Source organism: Bdellovibrio sp., assembly GCF_047637665.1.
Lineage (GTDB): Bacteria > Bdellovibrionota > Bdellovibrionia > Bdellovibrionales > Bdellovibrionaceae > Bdellovibrio.
Genome location: NZ_JBLJBT010000014.1, coordinates 18,206 through 37,309 on the forward strand (window position 1 = coordinate 18,206; position 19,104 = coordinate 37,309).

Genomic DNA, 19,104 nt, shown 5'->3' on the forward strand with positions numbered 1-19,104 from the left:
TGTTAGAATGGGGGCTTGTTAAAAGGAGCCCCCCACAGTGTTAAAAAAGATCCTGCTGTTTTTCTTTGCCCTCGGCCTCATTGGTATCCTCAGCGCTTACTTAATCATCAAGTCTGTCCAAGCCAGCCTTCCTCAACTTATCACCGTTAAAGACTATCAACCTCTGTTGGTCAGTCAGGTTTATGATCGAAATGGAAAAAAGATTGGTGAATTCTTTCGCGAGCGCAGAACACTCGTTCCCTACGGAAAGATTCCCAAAGACATCGTCAATGCCTTCCTGGCCGCCGAGGACGATCAGTTCTTCCAACACAAAGGAATCAACCCTCAGGCGATTTTTCGTGCAGCGCTAGCGAACTTGCGGGCCGGTCGATCTGTTCAAGGGGGATCAACCATCACACAACAGGTAGCGAAAACGTTGCTGTTGTCTTCGGAAAAAACTCTGACCAGAAAGTTGCGCGATATTCTTTTAGCTATTGAGATGGAAAAAAATCTTAGCAAAGAAGACATTCTGTATCTTTACTTAAATCAGATTTACTTCGGTCAGGGAGCCTACGGCATCGAGCAGGCCGCCCAAACCTACTATCGCAAACCAGTCGGTAAACTGACCTTGCCCGAGATGGCGATTTTAGCCGGTCTTCCGCAAGCCCCGAGTGGATACAGCCCCGTTCGCAATCCTCTCAGAGCAAAAGAACGACAAATCTATGTTCTTCGTCGCATGGCAGACGTAGGCTTCATCAGTAAAGAACAAGCTGAGGCCGCGATCAAAGAGCCCATCAAAGTTTATGTTCGTGAGAATTATGAAGAGTACGCTCCCTTCTTTCTTGAAACCGTTCGTCAGCTCCTTGTCACTCAACTGGGCGAAGACATGGTTCTTGATAAAGGTCTTCGTATTCACACCAGTCTTGATCTCAACAAACAATTAGCCGCTCAAGAGTCCGTTCTTGCCGGGCTCAAAGCGTTAGATAAACGCCAGGGCTATCGAGGGCCTCTGAAGAACCTTAGCAATGAAGAAGACATCAAGGAGTTCCTCAAAGAGGCTCAGAAGAAATTGGTTTCGGATTATACTCCTGAAAGAACCATTCTTCCTGAGGGGAAATTTGCGGATATTGTTCCGACCAAAGATGCGAAGGCAAGCAAGGAACACCCCCTTCTTCCTCCTTACATCAAACTCAATGACAGCGTTCAAGGGGTCGTACAAAAAGTCGATGACACCTTGGGGTTGGTTTACGTGGAATTGCCTGAAACCCGTGGGCTGATCGACATTGATTCCATGACGTGGGCTCGAAAGCCCGACACCGAAACGCGCTGGGATCTGGCGGTGATCAAAAAGCCCTCTGACGCCCTAAAAAAAGGCGATGTCATCCTTGTGAAGGTTGTTGGCGATAAATTCGCCTCCAATCGTTTGCAGTCCCCCTCTAAGAAAAAGCAAGTCCCTCAAAATCTTCCTGAATTTGATAAACACCTGGCTTTGGAGTTAGACCAAGAACCCCAGGTTGAGGGTGCGCTTATTTCCTTTGATCAAGACAATCAGGATGTTCTTGCCATGGTCGGAGGCTCTAACTTTGCAAAGAGTGAGTTCAACCGCGCCATCCAAGCACCTCGCCAAACTGGCTCCGCATTTAAGGCCATCGTCTATGCCTCAGCTCTTGATAAAGGCTATACGCCAGCGACTCCGATTATGGATGCTCCGATTGTGTATGAAGAGGGTGGCTCCGCAGATGACTCCGAAGGACAAGGGGATCCTAAAGTTTGGAAACCCTCGAATCACTCAAAAAGTTTTGGCGGCGATATTCTCTTCCGAAACGCCCTGGTGAAATCATTAAATATTCCCACGGTAAAAATTATTGAAGACCTTGGGGTGCCTTGGGCGATGGATTATGCAAAACGCCTTGGTATTTACAGCCCGCTCAATCCCGACTTCACGTTGGCTTTGGGATCCAGCAGTGTCACGCTTTATGAAATGACAAAAGTGTTTGCCGAATTTGGTCGTTTAGGAAAGCGTCTTTCCCCTATGCTTATTCACAAGGTTGAAGATGCCAACGGAAAGGCCCTGTTGCAAACAGTCACCTTGGACAGTCGCTTTGAAAAAGAGATTAAGGCGATCTCTGAGGACTTTGAACAGCGCCGCAAGGCCTATCTTGAAAGTCTTAATGAAACTGATAAACAGGCCGAACCCAAAAAGAACTCTAAAAATGCCAAGCCTGATGAGAACATCTTCTTCCAAGATCCTGATCAGTTGATTCGCCCTACGACCGCCTATGTGATGACAACACTCTTAAAAGGCGTTGTTGAAGATCCCGGAGGAACCGGAGGTCGAGCTCGCGCTGTTGGACGTGAAGTCGCTGGGAAAACCGGCTCAACCAACAACTACTATGACGCGTGGTTTATCGGTTACAGCCCCCAAATTGCAACCGGAGTCTGGGTGGGTTTTGACAAAGAAAAGAGTATCGGTAAAGGCGAAGTCGGAGGACGGGCAGCGTTACCTATTTGGGTAGATTACATGAAAGCGGCTCACGAAGGACTTCCTCAGATGACTTTCCCGGTGCCCGAAGGTATTGTCTTTGCTAACATTGACAGCGAAACCGGAAAGCTCGCTTCCGCTGGAACGAAGAAAATTCTTCGCCAGGCTTTTGTTGAAGGAACAGAGCCCACTCTTTCCAACGGCAACTCGGAAGATGCCACAGACTTTTACAAACAGGATCTCTCTGAATGAAAGATATTCACCTCTGGGGGGTGAAACAAAACAATCTAAAGAACATTGAGGTCAAAATTCCCGTTGGCTCTATGACGGTTATTTGTGGTCCCAGTGGTTCCGGGAAGTCGTCCCTGGCCTTCGAAACTTTGTTCGCCGAAGGACAGCGTCGCTTTATTGAAAGCATGTCCAATTATGCGCGACAGTTTTTAAATAAAGCCCCCAAGCCTGATATCGAGGGCATTAACAATATTCCACCAGCGATTTCGATCGAACAAAAAAATACCGTTAAGAGTTCTCGTTCCACCGTCGGAACCACAACCGAAATTATCGATTACCTTCGTTTGTTGTTTGAAAAGATTGGAAAATCGTATTGCCCGACACACCATTGTCCCACAGAAAAGGAAAGTGTCACTGAAGCCACGGATAAGGTCATTCAAAGTTTCGCCGGGAAACGTGGCTATATTCTAGTGGAAATCACAGAAGAAGGACGCGTCGCTCAGGGGAAGAAATTGCACTCTCTGCTTTTGCAGGACGGCTATCTTCGCATCTATCTTCCTAAAGAAAGTGAATCGAAACCCTCTGTCAAAGCGGCGACAAAAAAAGCAACCGGCAAAAAAGCCACCAAAAAAACAACTCCGGAAGTTGTCGTTGCAGCCCCGGGCGGGATTACTCAATCCGAAATGGGCACAGTCGTCGAAATCGGGGATGCTGCCGCGATCAAAAAAGGACTGCCCAAAGAAACCTTCTATCTCGTCATTGATCGCATGAGCTTTAATGAGGATGAGCGCGGACGTATCGCCGACTCTTTGACTCAAGCCTATGAAGCCAGCATCAAATACAACACCACTCTTATATCTAGAAAAGCGACAATCCTGACGACCGAAGGACAACGTCTTCAAGTCAGCGAAGAAGCTTCCTGCCCTGTTTGCGGCTACACACCGCCGCCCAGCAGCTCGAAGCTTTTTAGTTTTAATTCTCCGATAGGGGCCTGCCCCACCTGCAAAGGATTTGGAAATATTCTGGATATCGACGAAGGAAAAGTAATTCCCAACTCTAACATGAGTCTAGCGCAGGGAGCGTTAAGTCCTTTTTGGATGCCCAGCGCTGCCCATGAGAAGAAACAGCTCTTAAGCTATTGCAAAAAGAATAAGATCGACGTGCATACCCCTTGGAAAGATCTTCCCAAGGCTCATCGCGATGTGATCTGGAATGGGGATAAGGAGTTCTTCGGGGTTCGTGGTCTTTTTGAATACCTGGATCAGATTAAATACAAAATGCACGTGCGCGTATTCATTTCGCGCTTTCGCAGCCCCTTTCTGTGCCCGACTTGTAAAGGCGCACGACTGCGCACTGAAGCCAATCATGTATTGATCGCCAACTCGAATATTAATGATCTTTCGTCGGTCACCATTGAAGAACTGCACCAGTTTTTTATGAAATTGGAGCTTTCGACCCATCAGCAAGAAGTCGCCGGAGAAGTGTTAAAACAAATTCGCTCGCGTCTTGAGTTCTTGATACGCGTGGGAGTCCACTATCTTTCTTTGAATCGGGAAACTCGGACCCTGTCTGGCGGCGAATATCAACGTTTGATTCTTGCGAACCAATTAGGGATGGGACTTTCTCAAGCTCTCTACGTCTTAGATGAACCCACCGTGGGTCTTCACCCTCGCGACAATGATCGTCTCATCTCTATTTTGAAAGACCTCAAAGAACTTGGTAATACTCTGGTGATCGTAGAGCATGATCACGATGTTATTAAGTCAAGTGAGCACATCATCGAGATGGGCCCTGGTTCTGGGTATCTCGGCGGAGAAGTCGTTTACTCAGGAACCACAAAAGATTTTTACAACTACGAGAAATCCAACACCGTTCCCTACTTGAAGCCTACGAAAAACTGGAGTCCACTACGTGTCGTACGGCCCGTTGATGTTGAAAGCTACAAAGTCAAAATCGAACTCAAAGGTGCGAAGGGACACAATCTAAAAAATTTAGACGTGGTCATTCCTTTAAATAGGCTGGTCGCCGTCACCGGAGTCAGTGGGTCAGGAAAATCAACCTTGATTACGAAGACTCTCTACCCGGCCTTGGCTCGCGCTTTGGATTTAGATTACCTTCCGGCCCAGGACTACGCGGGATTAGATGGCGTAGACCATATTAAAAATGTCCTGTTGATTGATCAATCCCCGATCGGAAAATCTGCGCGCAGCTCGCCGATCACTTATCTGAAGGCCTTCGATGCCATCCGCTCCATCATGGCCACGACACTTGAGGCTCAAGCGCGCGGCTATACTCCGGGCACCTTTAGCTTGAACGTGGATGGCGGACGCTGCCCAGCCTGTAAGGGAACTGGCTTTGAAGAAATCGACATGATGTTCATGGATAACGTCGTTATTCCTTGCGATGTCTGCGATGGAAAAAAATATCGCCCCGAGATTTTAGAGATCCAATATAAGAACAAGAATATTCACGAAATTCTTTCGATGACCGTGAGTGAAGCGATGAATTTCTTTGTCGCTCACCCCAATATTCGCAAACCTTTGAGTGTCTTGAAAGAAGTCGGTTTAGATTATTTACAACTGGGCCAACCCGCCAACTCACTGAGCGGTGGGGAGTCTCAGCGTCTGAAGATCGCAAAAGAACTTTCCCAGGTTCAGCAAAAATCAACCCTCTACATTCTGGATGAGCCCACCACCGGCCTCCACTTCCGGGAGGTTGAGTTGTTGATGAAGGTTCTTAATAAATTAATTGAGACCGGAGGCAGCGTCGTGGTGGTTGAACACAACCTCGATGTGATTCGCGGCTCTGATTATGTTATTGACCTCGGACCTGAAGCGGGTAAAAAGGGCGGTAACATCGTAGCGCAAGGGTCCCCGGAAGATATCATGAAGGTCAAAAAGAGCCTGACCGGACAGTACCTCAAACGTTACCTAGAAGAGCATACCGCGACTTCAAATGGGAAATAAGAATGTTAGTTGAAATTAAAAAGCTCGTTGCAGAACTCAAGCCCCATAAAAAGACGATCATCATTATCGCCATCACGGGGGTTGCTTATGCCTTAGCCTCGGCTCGCGTCGCTTTACTGACAAAATCTCTTTTTGACGCCCTTTCGGCTTCTAACCACCAAGAAATCTTAAGACTTGTCCCTATCATGCTGGGTCTGGCCTTGGTCACGGCTCTGGGTCGCTACTATCACATCTATCTCATGAACTATATCGCAGAGTGTGTTGTACAAAGCATTCGCCAAAAGCTTCAGCAGAAGTTTATGCGTCTAAACTTAAGCTTTCACAACAACTACGCAGCGGGATCGGGCGGCTTGATCAGCCGTATTCTCAACGACATCAGAACCATTCAAGATGGTTTGCGTGTTGTGGCTGATATCTTCTTACATCCTCTTCTATTTTTACTTCTATTGGGAAATCTTTTTTATATCGATTGGAAACTGACCCTGGCGACTCTTTTAATGGTCCCGATCGTGGGCGGCATTCTGAAGTCCATCTCACGAAGCATGCGCAAGTACATCCCTCGAGAGCGCGACGCCATGGAGTACATGACTTCGACCATCAAGGAAAGTCTTGATGGAGTTCGCGTGATCCAATCCTTCAATCTAGAAAATGATATGGCCGATCGCCTTATCAAAGATTCTGATAAATACCTCGATATTCGTAAGACAGTTTATAAGCGCCAAGAGGCCGCCGGACCAGCAACTGAATTTATTGCAACAGTCATCGTTCTAGGAGTTTTGCTGTATACGAGTTATGAGGTGGCGGCAGGACGCTCGACACCCGGTACCTTCATTGGATTTATCACCTCCCTTTTAATGATCAATCAGCCCATCAAACGTTTTCAAGAGGCTTACGTCCGCATCCAAGAAGTCACTATTTCCGTACAACGAATTTTTGCGATCATCGAAGATCCTTCTGAAGTTCCCGAGAGTCCGATCAACAAACCTTTTCCCAAAGACTGGAAAAAAATCACCTATAAGAATGTCAGCTTTTCCTATGGAAAAGATCTTATTCTTAAAAATATCAACCTTGAAATTCGCCGCGGGGAAGTCGTGGCCCTGGTTGGCGCCAGTGGCAGTGGAAAATCCACGATCGTCAACCTTCTGGAGCGTTTCTTTGATGCCACCTCCGGGGAAATTCTTATTGATGATGTTAATATTCTAGACATCAATCTCAAGGAGCTGCGTCGGAACATTGCCCTGGTCACTCAAGATGTTTTCCTCTTCAGTGACACCATCGAAAAAAATATTTGGGCGGGGGACTATTCGCGCCATCGCGCTGATATCATGGCAATGGCAAAATTGGCTAACGCTCACGATTTCATTTTGAGAATGCCTCAAGGATACGAAAGCCGTGTCGGAGACCGCGGGAACCTTCTTTCCGGCGGGGAAAAACAGCGCATTAGCATTGCCCGAGCGATGTTTAAAGATGCCCCCGTCCTCATTCTGGACGAAGCCACCAGTGCGTTAGATACGGCCAGTGAAATTGAAGTCCAAAAGGGTTTGGATCATCTGATGGAAGGCCGCACCGCTTTGGTTATTGCCCACAGATTGTCGACCATCCAAAAAGCAGACAAGATCGTTGTTCTTAAAAACGGCGAGATTGCTGAAATTGGGACTCACTCGAATCTATTAAACCAACAGGGTGAATACTTCCGCTTCCACAGCCTTCAGCACACCTAGTTTACAGGTCCTTGGTCTAGGTTTGCTTGGTTTTTAGACACTCTCCTAAAGTTCGTCTACTTTCTTGACGATAAAAGTATCGACACTTTTACGTCACCGAAAGGACTTATTTATGATTAATTGGGATGAGTTTGAACATATACATGTTATCAACAAGCTCAAACATATTCTCAGCGCGTGGTGGAACATTGACGTTGTATTTACAGACGAGCGCGGAGCCCTGAGAGGATATGACTCTGATAAAGTCACCTTCAACAACCCAGCCATCAATGCTCTTGTAAAAAAAGAAGCAGGCCAAGCGAGCATCGCTGAGCTCGTTACGAAATCTTTGGATGATCTTCGCACCTCTCAAAATCGCTACAGCCTGCGCAAGTGGGACATCGTCGGTTTTGATGTTGGAATCTTTCCAATCATGATTGACAACGACTGCGTCGGAACTGTTGTGGCTATGGGATTTTTCCGCGAAGCCAACTTCACGGCACGCATGAGTGAGATCCGTGAGCGTCTTGCCGCTTTCGGCATGTCTGGAGAAGTGATTGAAAAATGTTTGGGCAAACTGAAATTCTTGGACGACCAAGAGCGCACACATTTTACAGAGTTGTGCGAACTTGTGGCTCAAGAGATCGTGACCCTTCATCTGGAAATCACGTCTCGTGAAGACCGCATCAAAGAGCTCAACAAAGAACTTGGCAATCGCTTTAAGTACGACAACATGATCGGCAAATCTAAGCCCATGCAGTCTTTGTACGCCCTTCTGGATAAAATCAAAGGCGCTGACTCGACAGTTCTTGTCCAAGGGGAAAACGGTACAGGTAAAGAGTTGATCGCAAAATCAATTCACTACAACTCACACCGTAAAGACAAACCTTTTGTGATCCAGAACTGTTCTGCATTCAATGACAACCTTTTGGAATCAGAACTTTTCGGTCACGTGAAGGGATCGTTCACCGGCGCTCTCAAAGACAAAAAAGGTCTTTTTGAAATGGCCGACAAAGGAACTTTCTTCCTCGATGAGATCGGGGATACGTCCCCACAAATGCAAGTGAAGCTTCTGCGTGTTCTGCAAGAAGGAACCTTCATGCCCGTGGGTGCAACGGAATCAAGAAAAGTAGACGTTCGTATCGTGGCGGCGACAAACCGCAATCTGAAAGAGATGGTTGAACAAGGTACCTTCCGGGAAGACTTGTACTACCGCCTGAATGTCATCAATATTCGTGTGCCACCTCTTCGTGAAAGAAAAGAAGACATCCCATTCCTTGTGGATTTCTTCTTGAATAAGATCCACGATCAACAAGGTGGGCCAAAACGTCAGATCACGAAGCGCGCTTTGGAAAAGCTTTACGACTATCCATGGCCCGGTAACGTGCGTGAGCTGCAAAATGAAATCGAAAGACTTTGTGTTCTTTCTGGCGATGAAACGAAGCTTATGGCGGAACTTCTTTCTCCAAAAGTTTTAGAAGCTGGCGAAAAGAACAAAGTTCAGGGCTCCCGTTTGCAAGGTAAGCTGAAAGACGCCTTGGAAGATCTTGAGCGCGAAATGATCCGCGAGGGTCTTCGTCGCACAGGTTGGAACAAGTCCAAGCTTGCCAAAGAGCTCGGCATCAGCCGCGCAGGTCTTATCATGAAGGTTGAAAAGTACGGCCTTGATAAGAGAAAATTGGCTCGCTAAAAACGGCACTGACCCTAAAGAAATTACCTAAATGATCGAAACTTAGAGGGCTTTGTGAGGATTCCACAAAGCCCTCTTTCTTTTTTAAAATAGGCCTAACTACCTAAAATAAGGCGTCTATTTCAAACGCCCCAGCCCCTGGCATCAGTCTTGTAATAGAGGTTCCTTGTGTAAGGGGTACGTGGTTATGCAGACAACATTGGACAGCTCATTCGTGAATCGATTGAAGCAAATTCTTAACAGCCGCTATGGGAAGGGTTTACAGATTCGTCAATTGATGGATCTCACAGAGCTTGGCTCTGAGGAAGTGTTCACGCGGGGGCGTGACCTTCACATTCCAATCCGCGTGAACGGTTCCATTTTAGGAACCGCCGTCGTGCCCTCTGCGGACGATCTCAACGAAGAGAAACGTCAGGGAGTTGCTCAGCTCGTGCGCATGGCCTTAGAGCCCGCAATGTATAAATGGTATCTCGATCAAAAAGAAGCCAATCTTGTTGAGCTCAATAAAGCGCAGCTTGATTTAGATAACGTCCGTCTATTTGGAGAAGAAACTCTGCCCTCTCTTGATGAGATCCTAAATGACTCCTCGGGAGACCTCAACGAAGGTCCTGCCAGCGAGCTCATTTCTCATCTTATTCACCTTGAAGGAAAATCTGAGAACACCAACAAAAAAGTAGCTCTGCAGCTTCATGAGCTGACCAGTCGTTGGGCTTTTGTCCCTTTTAAAGATATCAAAGGGCAACTTCACTCCTCTCAGGATATTGCTAAAATGGGCGCCATGACCATCTTCGTGGAAAATGTGGAGAACTTGAATCCCGCAGAACAAGAGCTTTTAATGGACTACATTGCAGAAGAACGCTCTTCAGAAGAGCCTCTGATTATCACTAGTTCATTGGCAAATCTGGCCGAACTTGGCAAAAGTTCTTTGGCCTCGAATCTGGTGGACGAACTCTCTGTGAACTGCTTTGAGGTCGATCGCGCACCTTTGACGACTCAGGGGCTAAAAGAAGTCCTGGAGTTATTTTTTATGAAAGATACTCCTCTCGACGCCTAAAAGTTTATTTCTTGAAAATAACATGAGTGTCTGTGAGAATTTTTCTTATGGTCACTCATGATGAATATCTAATACCTTTTTTAACCCGTTCCCTTAATTCAAACTCTTACAAAGTTTTTTCTTTGGCGGGAGATGCCTCCAACCGTCGCTATTATCGCGTCGTTTTGGATCATCAATCCTGGGTATTGATGAGATGGGAGCCTTTTCAACCTGACAACTACCCCTTTTTGAGTGTCCTAAATCATTTCGCAAAAAATGGCGTTCATGTTCCTCAGGTCATCGCCATGTCCCCGGAAGAAGGTTTGGTGCTTCTTGAGGATCTTGGCGATCTGACGCTAGAAAGAAAATTCTGGGAAAGCCAGAATCAAGATGCGGCCTTCGACTTCTATCAAATGGCGATCGACGAGATCGTAAAAATTCATCACCCAGCAACTTTGAACAAATCCGACTGCACGGCTTTTAAAATCAAGTTCGACACGGAAAAGTTTTTATGGGAAATGAACTATGGAAAGGACAATCTTCTTTCTGGAGTTCTGAAGTTTCCATTCAGCCCGACTTTAGAAAAAGAAATCTCTGACATTTTCTTGGATATCTGCTCTCGCTTGGATCAAGAGCCAAAAAGAATTGCTCATCGCGACTATCACTCACGCAATCTCATGATCAAGCTGGATCAGATGAGCGTCATCGATTTCCAAGATGCTCGCCTTGGTCCGATCCAATATGATTTGGTAAGCCTGATGAGAGATTCCTATGTGGATATGACCGATGTGATGGCCAAAAATTTGATCGACTACTATCTTGAAAGATCCAAAGAATATCTTCCCAAAGATTTCTCAAGAGACCATTTCGATCACATCTATGAACTGCAATCCATTCAGCGCTGCTTTAAGGCCTGCGGAAGTTTTGCCAGCTTCTATCATCTTCGCCAGGACCGTCGTTATCTGAAATATCTCTCTGGAACCCTTCGCCGTGTCCTCAAGGCTATTAATGAATTCCCTGAGTATAAAGTTTTTGCCGACGTTTTGATTGATTCTGGTGCTTTAGAAAGAAAGTACGAAACACTATGAACGTGATGCTTCTCGCCGCTGGTGAAGGCACCCGCCTTCGCCCCTATACGCTGACTCTTCCCAAGCCGGCGATTCCATTTTTGACAATTCCCCTGGCGGCACACTCGCTGGGTTTTTTACGCGGGATCGAAATCAGTAAGTTGGTGGTAAACACGTTTCACCTTCCTCAGAAAATCCACGAACTTTTCCACAGTCTTCCGGTGAAGTGTGAGAGTCTGCATTTTTCAGATGAAGTCGGAGAAATTTTAGGAAGCGGTGGCGGTATCGGCAAAGCGCGCGAACATTTTCTCGGCGGTGGTGACTTCGTGATGATGAACGCTGACGAAGTCATACTCCCCAAAGATCCTTCTGCTTTAAACAGGGCTCTTGAACAACATCGTAAATCCCAAGCCTTGGCCACTTTAATGGTGATGGATCATCCCGGCGTGGGAACAGAGTTTGGCGGCGTCTGGGCTGATTCAAATCAAAAAGTTTTGGGATTTGGTAAAACGGCATTCCCAGGAAGTCACAAAGGTTGGCACTTTATTGGCGTGCTCATTCTCTCGGAAAGAGTCTACAATTACATCACCCCTTCCGGCCCTTCTAACATCCTCTATGATGCGTTGACCATTGGGATTCAAAAAGGAGAGCTGGTTCAAGCCTTCCCTTTTGAATGTACTTGGTTTGAAACTGGGAATCCAAAGGACTTTATTGCCGCCACAAAACAATGCCTGACCTATCTGACTGCAGAGGCTGACTCTTTTCAAAAGAAGGTGCTGCTTCAGACTCTGAATGATTTCTCTTCTGAGCCCATAAAATTTCAGAAGACAGAGTCATCGTATTTAATGACTTCCGAGAGTGCAAAGATCGAAAGCTCCACCACTAAGGAGGGAGTCTTTGTCGCTGGCAAGGGATCTTCCGTTGGCAAGGACTGTCGTCTAAAAAATGTGATTGTGGCCTCGGGAGCTGCTGTTCCCGCAAACACCGAAGCCTCTGATTGTCTATTTCTGTAAAGCCAACTCCGCATCCGTAAAGAAGGATTCTTGGCTTTCTTTGACTTTATATCGTCGGGTCATCATCAAGAAGATACTGTCGGCAGCGACCCCAATCGGTTCGCCGTTATAGTTTTTCTGCATTCCCGCAAGACTGGATGGATCACGATCAAGGCCGACCTTGCCTAAACCAGAGCCTGCCGAAGCCAGTGACGAAGAGCTGCCGTCCTCAGAAGAAGGACCCGAGCCCATGCCAGAGCCACCACTGCCACCGCCTTCATCAAAGCCACTCGCCGTGGTTAGAGCACCCAGCTTAATCGCTTTCTCTTCAGCCTTCTTTGAAAGTTTTTTGGCATAGTCCATTGCGCTATCGATTGCACCTTGAGGAAGCCCTGCCGCAGACATTGCGCCCGTCGACGCGAAGTCAGACACTTTATATGTCTTTCCATCTGGAGTTTTGATTGTTCCATTTTTTGGATTATAGATTCCACTGCTTTCAAGCTTTTTAAGATTGCTTGTGACGGCTTTAAACTGAGGATCTTTATTCAGTGGGTTATTGGGATCATTGAGGTCATAAGGGTCTACATTTCCAGGAGTGTAACCCAAGCCATCCGTCTGAAAGCCGGTGACGCCCGCGCCACTCGCAGAACTTCCGTGCTCTTTACCTTGCGCTAAAGAAAGAAGTCCCATACCGATTTGAATCGGACCCATTATACACCCATATGTCACTGTAGGAGGAGCGCAGGCACTTGAAAGCAGCATTGTGCCAATTCCAATATGCATCGCACCCTGCAAGAACGACATCGCTTGCCCCGAAGAGTTTGAACCCTTTGATTTATCCGCGTTGTCTTTCACTGAAGGACCCGTATTGCTACTTGTTCCTCGAGTCTCAACACCTTTGGAGGTATCCGCAGCAAAACTCGCCATGGGCGCAAGACTCAAGCTTAGTACACAAAATGTTTTAATAAGATGTCTCGTCATGCGGTTCCCCTAGTTATTAAGAAGCGTATTCTTGTTGTCGCGGTAACGCTCTCTGATCTTATCCCAATTTGATTTTCCACCTTGGCCGGTCACTTCATTCTTCCAAGCCTGCTGACCCGCCAGACCCTTATTAGGATCTTTGTCTCCGCCAGGAAGGTACGAGCGGTACTGCGAGCCAGCACTGCTGCCACCAGAACCCCAGCTTCCACCGCCGCCTCCGCCGCCGCCAGCGCCACCAAGAATATTTGCATCCAAACCTTTTTTCGCAGCTTCACCTCGGTTGCCACCACTACCGGAACCCAGATTACCGCCACCACCAAGACCGGCGCTGCCGCTCCCCACAGGGGCTCCGGCCATTCCACCGCTATCAGAATTTTCAGAGCGCGAACCTTGGCCCATCTCACTACCGCCAAGATTGATGCTTGAAAGATCTCTGCTGGCTCCAAGATTTGATTTGTCCGTAAGTCCGGTGCCAATTGAGCTCGCGGAATTTTCTCCTACTTTTTGATAGCTGTTGGAGCAACCCGGAGTTCGTGGGTTGGCTTGACAGATACACTCTGGCAATGTCGCGTTAGCTGGGTCTTTACATTTGTCGGCGGTGCTGGCAGTCGTCGTGCCGGTACCATTAGATTTTTCGTCGCAATTCTGACCTTGCTTCATGGAGTTCACCAGGGAGGCGATACCACTCAAGGCAGAGGCCAGCATCTTTGTATACTCATAAGTACAAAGCTTATTTTTTCCGGCAATAGACATTTTGTCTTCGGGGTTTGCGCCTTCCTTTTGTACAACGCCACCCATTTCCGTAACTAGATGATTCACAACTTGAATATATCCTGGACAAGGATCGTAGGTAACTCCGGGATTGGGGGTACAAGTAGTTCCCTTAGCCATTTCCAATCCTTTTTTTAGCTGTTCAAGGCCCTGCTTCGAACTTGAGCACGATGCCTCACAGGCTGCACGGGCAGAGGTGCATATTGTCGTATATGCTGTCATCCCCATCTTCGCAAGATCCATGACCTTTGCAAATCCACTACAACTGTCATTGACAGAAATAGAGGACAAAGCGGAAACACCCATATTCACTGTCGCAATAGTATCTGCCAACTTAGGACTTGTATCTTCACGACAAACAAAAGCTGCCGCAGGCTGAGCTTTGGAGCAGGCCGCGTGATATTTTGCAAAAAGAGTCGCACCGCTCTGAATCTGCTCTAGGCCAGGAATTTTAACAACTGCTTGCGGCGCTGCCTCAGGCGGTACCGCCGCAAGGCTCTTTGAAGAACTCTCAACTGTTGTTGGTGATTCAGGGTAATTCTTAACCTGACTTTCTTCAGCCCCGAGAGCCGCCCCACCGCCAGCTCCTTGAGTTGGCGCGGCTGCCTGAGTCGCATCACCAGCGGCTTCCTGTGCCAAAGCGGTATCTATGGTCACAAACATAATGACGGCATATAAAAATGAAACCAATAAGTTCATTCTTTTCATAAGATTCCCCTACCTATCTCTTTTCGGACAAAGGTCTGCTAATCTTGAGAATTTATTAGACATCTCAATATGAAACAGCGAGAGGGAAATATATTAGAATTCATCGTCCGCAGGAGGCGGATTGCGAAGAGGGCCGGAGCCACCACCATCACCCCCCAGAAACAGCTCTGACGATCGAAGATATTGCGAAGAAACCATTTTCACTGAGTATCCAGTAGAACCACCCACAACACAGTTTCCAGAGGTCGGTGGCGTTGGGCTGTTGGCATCAGATCCTTTAGGCTCAACCTGACATTTTCCAAAACGATTTGTATCCAACGAATAATCCGTGAGATTTTTAGGAGCCCACGAGGTTAAAGCACTCTTCCAATCTGTGAGCATATAGGTCAACTGATCTTTATAAGGAATATTAAGACCCGTCTGTTTTAAAACCTCGAACTGATTCCTAATACTAAACTTCTCGAGCGGTTCATATCCTTTATGATAGCCAATATCTGGGCGGAACTCTTTACCAAACTTCGCAGGGCCACTTGGACTCAAATAGCCATTTTTCATTTTCAAGTAATAGTTGTGATAGAAGTCAGGTTCAATGGAATAGTAAGCAATATCAAAGGCGTCAGGAAGAACGGCCGTCAGCTCAAGATCGCGCATTCTTGAAGGCGCATTCTCTTTAGAATCCCAAGCCAAGATATCGCTGCCAGATTTAGTAAACTCAAATGGCAAGTGATCCCAATGCGCGAAGTTTGGGGATGAATCATAGCTATATCCATCAGCAAGTTCTCGTTCTGACTTTATCTGTGAACTTTGCCACTGAGGCGACAGCTCATAAATCGCTCTACCATAATACCCCAAAGCCCTATAACTCTGAAGACCAACATTATCGCCAACAAATCGGCTAAAATTCGCAGCTCTGTATCTTTGGTTCGAAGGGTCATTCATTGTTCCCAAAGACGCAAGGTCTGTCATACGAGGCGGCAAAAGCGGATCTACCTTCTCTCCTCCGCTTGAAAACTCTGCGCCAGGCGCCCACTTACTCATATACCAAGGTCCCATTCTCCCCCCGAATGGCTTATAAAAAGCTCGCGCCTTCAGTCGAATTTGACCAAAGGGAGAGAAAGGTATTTTAGGCGCAGTTTCGGCAGAAACGCCAACGTAAGCCATACACCAAGGGTTCTTTTCCACGCCTATTGAAAAATTATAGTTATCGTTTAAATTCTCACGCCAACCAACGTAGTCCTTTAATACATTGATAGCTGAGTTTAGATCAGGACTAAACTCCCTATGTTCGGGCAGATTCTGAGCCGTAAACTCCTTCTGAACAGGCTGCACAAGAGTGTTGTTGCATGTTGTATCTATGTAATTGAAGCCCGGATAGATACGAATAGGTTTTAGCCATGTTGCAGGCTGTCCCGGGCCAGCCATCGTCGAGTTGCATCCGTCCGCTCCCAGCGAATTGAAAACTTTAAATTTATCCTTAATCACTGAACTTCGGTTAGCAGAAGTTAAGTTATTCACAAAAGTATTTTCAATTCCCACCTTAGCTTCCTGACCGTCGAGGTCATAAAAGTTGTCCTTGGCAAGGCTTGTGGCACGAGATAAAGAGGCAATCAGTTCCATGCGCTCAGCTTGATCAATATTAAACGCAACAACAAACTTTCCCAGCATCAAATAGTTAAATGACCCAAATATTTTACATCTATTCATTGCATCTGTCTGCATCGCCAAGGTCGCAGCACGAATACTTCCGGAAAAAGCTTGATGGGCAGCCATAAATTTCGGAGCTTGGAATAGTTTGATCCCACTTCGCGTCGCCATATCTCTACATGTGTTTTCCCCTTTTGGCATCGGACTAAAGGGGACATAGGTAATGCAAAAGGAGGGTGCTTCTAAATAGTCGTTTAGAACGGCATCACTGCCGGAGTATGCGTCAGGTATGGGCTCCGAACGAAGCCTCCTTGTCATCTTATCATAAGGATGCCGAGTCCACTCCCCCGCGCTCCCCAACATGCGATAGCGCCACGCCAAAAGCTTCCAGCTTTGACGAATCTGATAATTGACGTGAGCAATGGCATTCATGTTTTCCGCCTGCCTCATCGCTCCGTAATAGGCAGCTAAATCCACAGAGTTTTGTAGATTCACCTTGTGATGCACCAAGAGGCCGACGTTGATAATCATCGCAAAAAACAAAAACAAGATTTGAAATATCAAAGCAACAAAAAGAGCGACTTGCCCTTTGCGGTTGTTAAGATTCTGAATAAATGTGCTTCGTTTATTGAACATCTGTGTTTAAACATTCTCTCGTAGTCTTTCCCTCGAAGCAACAACTCGACCTCGAAAACTTTGACTTGTTCTATAGTGAGATGACAGACTTTTGGACATAGTTCTATGGAGGGAACTCGACGATGGTCCAAAAATTACTCCTCATTCTGAGCCTTCTGACTCTCGCTCCCTTGGGGGCTCACGCCGACATTCTATTTGAGGGCTACTCGAAGATTCTTTCGGGCGATCAGCATATTGGATACGTGGTCAGTCGCTATGAATTCGACAACAAAAAGAAACAGTTTATATCGACCTATCTTTTAAAAACCGGAAAAGGTGCCGGGGAAGTCACCGAAAGCCTCAAAGCCACCGCCGATTCCGAATTGGCTCCCATTTCCTATGAATACACCGCCTTGGCGGGCAAAGAGAGTAAAACCATTGACGCCAAATTTAAGGGCGGCAGCTTAAGCGCGGTTGTTAAATCCGGCGGCAAAGTTCAGCGCATCGAAAAAAAGATCCCGAAGGGGACGTTCCTTTCGACATTTCTGGTTTATCTCATGCTAAAAAGTAAAGAAGGTCTTCGTTCTGAGACAAACTATGAATACCAAGCCATCGCCGAAGAAGATGCCGCGATCTACAAGGGACAAGCTCTTGTCGGTAAAGAAGAAATGTTCAATGGTTTTAAAAGTTTTAAAATTCTCAACACCTTTAAGGACATCAAGTTCTTAAGTTATGTTAATGACCGAGGCGAGATCCTGGGCACCAATGCCATGGGCCAAGGTATCACCACCGAACTTGTCGCCAACCCGACTGATGCGACGACGGGACAGTCATATAGCGCAAATATACTTAAAACCTTGTTTGGCTCTGTTCCCACTGGACAGGCAAACGTGGCCAGTCGCGCCCAGAAACTAAAAGAGCGCGAGTCTCAAGCACCATCTCCCTCAAAACAAATGGGAGTTCCGCCAGGACAGGGTATCATCATCAAAGCTCAACCGGAAAAAGCAGAGAGTAAAGGAAACTAAGCCATGAGCATGCGGCACATTGTTGGTCAGCACTTTTTTATTGGTATTTCAGGACACGCCCTCACCCCCGACGAAAAAAAATTTATTGTTGAAAACAATATCGGTGGGGTTTGTCTTTTCGGGCGCAATGTCGCAGATCCAAAACAAGTCCGCGATCTCTGCGCAGAAATTCAATCTCTTCGCCACAAGCAAGCTGACAAAGCCCCTCTTTTTATCGGCATTGATATGGAGGGTGGTCGGGTGCATCGCTTGAAGGCTCCCTTCACCATTTGGCCGCCACTCAGAAAACTTGGCGATCTTGATGCCCCCACAGTTTCCTTCCATTTCGCAAATCGTATGGGGCAAGAACTCAAGGCTGTTGGAATCAATTTAGACTTCGCCCCTTGCGTAGACGTGTTCACAAATACCGCCAACACCGTGATCGGCGATCGCTCGATCAGCTCAGATCCCGAGATGGTTGCAAAACACGCTTCAGCTTTGGTGCGAGGATATATCAAAGCGGAAGTGATCACTTGCGCAAAACACTTCCCCGGCCACGGAAATACTTTAATTGATAGTCACGAGGATCTTCCCGTTGAAAATGTCGACATGGCTCGCCTGGAATCTTGCGAGCTGATTCCCTTCAAAAGAACCTTCAAGTCACGCGTTGATATGGTGATGACCTCCCATATTAAGTTTCCAAAAATTGACCCCGAATGGCCTGTCACTCTTTCAGAGATTTTCGTCAAACAAATCATTCGCGATGAGTGCCGCTATCGTGGTCTGATTGTGACAGATGATCTTGGAATGAAAGCTATGACCAAACACTATGGCATTGATGAGGTTCCTGTACGCGCTCTAAAGGCCGGAGTCGATTTACTTCTTTATTGCAACGACCCGGAGGTTCCTCCGCAGGCCATTGAATCTGTCTTAGGGGCCCTGGCCCAAGGAAGCCTTGCCAAAGAAGATCTTGAGAACAGTCATCGCCGTATTCTTGATTTTAAAAAAATCAAAATACCTCATCCAGATCCTTTGCCCCTGTCGGAAGTGGTGAATATCGTGGGCCATCCCGATCATCTCAAAGTCGCCTCAGCCATCGCCAATGGACAAATCCCCGAGGGCCTTCTGCCAGAATAGGCTGCCAAAGGCCCGAACACCTCTGAAATAAATACCCAAACCCATTTCTCATCTCCAATAAGGACCCTTCTCGTGTGGCCCAGGAATTGATAATGCGTCTTCTG

Annotated in this window: 12 protein-coding genes; 9 read left to right on the plus strand and 3 right to left on the minus strand. The window is 46.9% G+C overall.

All coding sequences use genetic code 11. The features are described from left to right. The first annotated feature begins 37 nt into the window (after window positions 1–37). From ACM64D_RS02850 to ACM64D_RS02880, 7 genes are all read left to right on the plus strand, one after another. Window positions 38–2,713: a penicillin-binding protein 1A gene (locus ACM64D_RS02850; protein ID WP_415061680.1), complete on the plus strand. Its 2,676-nt coding sequence runs from the start codon at window positions 38–40 to the stop codon at window positions 2,711–2,713. Next, complete coding sequence (gene uvrA / locus ACM64D_RS02855) at window positions 2,710–5,658, plus strand: excinuclease ABC subunit UvrA (RefSeq protein ID WP_415061681.1); 2,949 nt, start codon at window positions 2,710–2,712, stop codon at window positions 5,656–5,658. Before ACM64D_RS02850 ends, uvrA begins: the two co-directional genes overlap by 4 nt. 2 nt (window positions 5,659–5,660) lie before the next feature. Next, complete coding sequence (locus ACM64D_RS02860) at window positions 5,661–7,379, plus strand: ABC transporter ATP-binding protein (RefSeq protein ID WP_415061682.1); 1,719 nt, start codon at window positions 5,661–5,663, stop codon at window positions 7,377–7,379. 112 nt (window positions 7,380–7,491) lie between these two features. Further along, window positions 7,492–9,048, plus strand: coding sequence for a sigma-54 interaction domain-containing protein (locus tag ACM64D_RS02865; protein ID WP_415061683.1), 1,557 nt, complete (start codon window positions 7,492–7,494; stop codon window positions 9,046–9,048). A 187-nt stretch (window positions 9,049–9,235) separates the two neighbouring features. Then, window positions 9,236–10,102: a hypothetical protein gene (locus ACM64D_RS02870; RefSeq protein WP_415061684.1), complete on the plus strand. Its 867-nt coding sequence runs from the start codon at window positions 9,236–9,238 to the stop codon at window positions 10,100–10,102. A gap of 32 nt (window positions 10,103–10,134) precedes the next feature. After that, a complete protein-coding gene (locus ACM64D_RS02875; protein ID WP_415061685.1) occupies window positions 10,135–11,169 on the plus strand; it encodes an aminoglycoside phosphotransferase family protein in 1,035 nt (344 codons plus the stop codon). Then, window positions 11,166–12,161 (plus strand): sugar phosphate nucleotidyltransferase, encoded by a 996-nt coding sequence (locus ACM64D_RS02880; protein WP_415061686.1) that lies wholly within the window; start codon window positions 11,166–11,168, stop codon window positions 12,159–12,161. The genes ACM64D_RS02875 and ACM64D_RS02880 overlap by 4 nt, the downstream gene beginning before the upstream one ends. On the opposite strand, the gene ACM64D_RS02885 is transcribed toward ACM64D_RS02880, so the two are convergent. From ACM64D_RS02885 to ACM64D_RS02895, 3 genes are all read right to left on the minus strand, one after another. Further along, a complete protein-coding gene (locus ACM64D_RS02885) occupies window positions 12,150–13,121 on the minus strand; it encodes a hypothetical protein (RefSeq protein WP_415061687.1) in 972 nt (323 codons plus the stop codon). The two genes, ACM64D_RS02880 and ACM64D_RS02885, sit on opposite strands and share 12 nt — an antisense overlap. A gap of 9 nt (window positions 13,122–13,130) precedes the next feature. After that, complete coding sequence (locus ACM64D_RS02890) at window positions 13,131–14,600, minus strand: hypothetical protein (RefSeq protein WP_415061688.1); 1,470 nt, start codon at window positions 14,598–14,600, stop codon at window positions 13,131–13,133. 93 nt (window positions 14,601–14,693) lie between these two features. Beyond that, the gene (locus ACM64D_RS02895; protein ID WP_415061689.1) at window positions 14,694–16,880 is read right to left on the minus strand and encodes a Tad domain-containing protein; all 2,187 of its coding nucleotides are present in this window, start codon (window positions 16,878–16,880) and stop codon (window positions 14,694–14,696) included. A gap of 122 nt (window positions 16,881–17,002) precedes the next feature. Between ACM64D_RS02895 and ACM64D_RS02900 the strand changes: the two genes are divergently transcribed. Next, window positions 17,003–17,884, plus strand: coding sequence for a hypothetical protein (locus ACM64D_RS02900; protein WP_415061690.1), 882 nt, complete (start codon window positions 17,003–17,005; stop codon window positions 17,882–17,884). Between the two features lie 3 nt (window positions 17,885–17,887). Further along, the gene (nagZ, locus tag ACM64D_RS02905; protein ID WP_415061691.1) at window positions 17,888–19,000 is read left to right on the plus strand and encodes a beta-N-acetylhexosaminidase; all 1,113 of its coding nucleotides are present in this window, start codon (window positions 17,888–17,890) and stop codon (window positions 18,998–19,000) included. Window positions 19,001–19,104 lie beyond the last annotated feature (104 nt).